Source organism: Buttiauxella sp. S19-1, from assembly GCF_022134725.1.
In the GTDB taxonomy this organism is placed as follows: domain Bacteria; phylum Pseudomonadota; class Gammaproteobacteria; order Enterobacterales; family Enterobacteriaceae; genus Buttiauxella; species Buttiauxella ferragutiae.
Window position 1 is genome coordinate 1 of the sequence record NZ_JAHWLU010000215.1, and the last position, 2,808, is coordinate 2,808.

Below are 2,808 nucleotides of genomic sequence, written 5' to 3' on the forward strand. Positions count from 1 at the left end.
AAAAAAGCGGCCCTGGGTGCAGTGATGCGTAAGCTGGTACATATGTGCTTCGGCGTACTGAAAACCCGATTACCATGGGATGAAAATTATGCAGCTACCGCTTGACGTTCAAGACGGTAGCTACGGGATAGCCGTTGTATGGGGACAAGCGTCAGCGTCATCCACCAGTTACGCCGAGGGTGACGGAGGTCGCTGCGCTTATCCGGCCTACGGGATAGCCGTTGTAGCGGGGATAAGCGTCAGCGTCATCCACCAGTTACGCCGAGGGTGACGGAGGTCGCTGCGCTTATCCGGCCTACGGGATAGTCGTTGTTGGGGGGATAAGCGTCAGCGTCATCCACCAGTTACGCCGAGGGTGACGGAGGTCGCTGCGCTTATCCGGCCTACGGGATAGTCGTTGTAGGGGGATAAGCGTCAGCGTCATCCACCAGTTACGCCGAGGGTGACGGAGGTCGCTGCGCTTATCCGGCCTACGGGATAGCCGTTGTAGGGGGATAAGCGCCAGCGTCATCCACCAGTTACGCCGAGGGTGACGGAGGTCGCTGCGCTTATCCGGCCTACGGGATAGTCGTTGTAGGGGGGATAAGCGCCAGCGTCATCCACCAGTTACGCCGAGGGTGACGGAGGTCGCTGCGCTTATCCGGCCTCTGGAGAGGTTTCACTTATGAATCAGGCGTTAATATCTGGCTCAGCGCCTGAATCAACTGCCGGTTTTCATCTTCGCGACGAACGGCCACCCGATAGAAATGGCTATCAAGCCCCGGATAATTTTCACAGTGGCGAATAAGAATACGCTGCGCTAACAGCGCCGATTTCAGGTTAATGTGTTGATGGGTACATTTGAAAAACAAGTAGTTGGCGGTAGGTTGCCAGACCACCAGTGACGTAAATTGCTTCAGGGCGTGCCATAAATATTCCCGCTGGCGGGCAATATATTGGTGGCTCAAATTGATGTAATCGTCATCAGTCAATAAGTGCTGACCCACGAGTGCAGCAAGCCCATTTATCGACCAGGGCTCGCGGTTATCTTTCAGATGACGAATAGTCGCCCGGTTACCACTTAGCAAATAGCCAAGCCGCAGACCCGGAATGGCAAAAAATTTGGTCAGCGAACGTAACAGATAGAGATAATTCGAATGCACCAAACGCGCAGCCAGGCTTGATCCTTGAGGAAGAAAATCAATAAAAGCTTCATCAACAATCAGCGCTATCTGGCTCGTTTCACACAGTTCTGCCAGTTCATTTAACAGCTGCGCGTCGGGCATCAACCCTGTTGGATTATTCGGCGTGGCAATAAACAGGCAGTCAGGCCGTTGTTGACGAACAGCTTCTAGCAGTTGTTGATCGGGCTGAAAACCCTGTGACTCTTCTAAGCGATATTCAATTACCCGACAACCCTGCTGCGCCAGCGCCCGGCGGTATTCCGCAAAACCGGGCACCAGAAGCATGGCGCTGCGTGGCGATAACGCACGCACCAGGCCGTAAATCAGTTCCGTGGCACCATTACCGGCAATAACCTGTTCAACATCGCAGTGATTGGCCGACGCCAGCGCCTGATGAAGGTGACGATATTCAACATCCGGATAGCGCTCAATAAGTTCCAGATGAGTAGTGATGAGCGACTTAACTCGTGCAGATAAACCCAGCGGATTGATATTGGCACTGAAATCCAGCAGAGCTTCTGGCGCAATACCGAGCTGTTGGGCGATTTCGACACTATTCCCACCATGTTCACTCATTGGCCGCTCCCGCATTAGCAGACCATATCCTGGATCTCTATCTGGGTGGCCGTAAACGCTAACACGTCATGCAGATTCACCACCTCACCGATAACAATCAGTGCCGGGGCGTGAAGTTGTTGACGCTCAACTTCCAGATGAAGGGTGGCAAGTGTTCCCCGCGCCACTTGCTGGCGTGCCTGGCTGGCGTACATCACCACCGCAGCTGGCGTGTCTGCTGACTTTCCACCGGCGATGAGTTGCTGGCAAATTTCGCTCAGCCGGGTCATTCCCATCAGGATAACCAGCGTGCCGTCGAGCTGCGCAAAGGCATGCCAGTTTTGCGGGTCATTCCCCTGGCACATATGGCCGGTAATGATATGGAAACTGGAGGCGTAATCGCGATGCGTCACCGGGATCCCCGCGTACACTAAGCCGCCAATCGCGGAACTGATGCCAGGTACCACCTCGAATTTCAGCCCTTCTTTGGCCAGTTCTTCCACTTCTTCCGCGCCACGGCCAAAAACATACGGGTCCCCGCCTTTTAGACGGACAACCTGTTTGTTCATGCGGGCATATTCCACGAGGATGGCATTAATTTCTGACTGAGGAATCGGGTGGTGATTGGGGTTTTTACCAACGTTAATAATGAGACAGTTTTTTGGCGCCTGTTTTAATAGTTCAGGGTTAACTAACCGGTCGTGAACAATCACTTCTGCGTGACGGATCGCATGTAATCCTTTTACGGTAATTAAAGAAACATCACCGGGGCCAGCACCAACAAGCCAGACTTTCCCTTCATTCATAGAATCATCCTAAATGGTCAGTATTAAAATTAACGGCAACATCGTAATTTGGCGCTTAAATTCACGCACATTATTCAGGAGTCTTCTTTAAAAATACTTGATGGGCTTCTCATTATTTATTGAGTTTAAAGAAAGTTCTCATACGCAAATATCAAAAATCGGCAAATAGAGACTAATGATTAATTTAATTAAGTCTGTTTTCTGCCGACATAGCAAATTAACACATCAATATTAACATCTTATTAACTAAAAAACCCATAATCACCTGACACCTATTTATATAG

At 51.0% G+C, this 2,808-nt stretch carries 2 protein-coding genes and 1 pseudogene; 1 reads left to right on the top strand and 2 read right to left on the bottom strand.

What is annotated here, in order from left to right:
- Positions 1-105: pseudogene (locus MES37_RS23940) on the top strand (IS110 family transposase); the annotation flags it as partial.
- A gap of 557 nt (positions 106-662) precedes the next feature.
- Here MES37_RS23940 and cobD read toward each other — a convergent pair.
- Together cobD and cobA are read right to left on the bottom strand one after the other, a co-directional pair.
- Complete coding sequence (gene cobD, locus MES37_RS23945) at positions 663-1,739, bottom strand: threonine-phosphate decarboxylase CobD (protein WP_133522896.1); 1,077 nt, start codon at positions 1,737-1,739, stop codon at positions 663-665.
- 14 nt (positions 1,740-1,753) lie between these two features.
- Complete coding sequence (cobA, locus tag MES37_RS23950) at positions 1,754-2,524, bottom strand: uroporphyrinogen-III C-methyltransferase (protein ID WP_064544050.1); 771 nt, start codon at positions 2,522-2,524, stop codon at positions 1,754-1,756.
- Between the last annotated feature and the right edge of the window lie 284 nt (positions 2,525-2,808).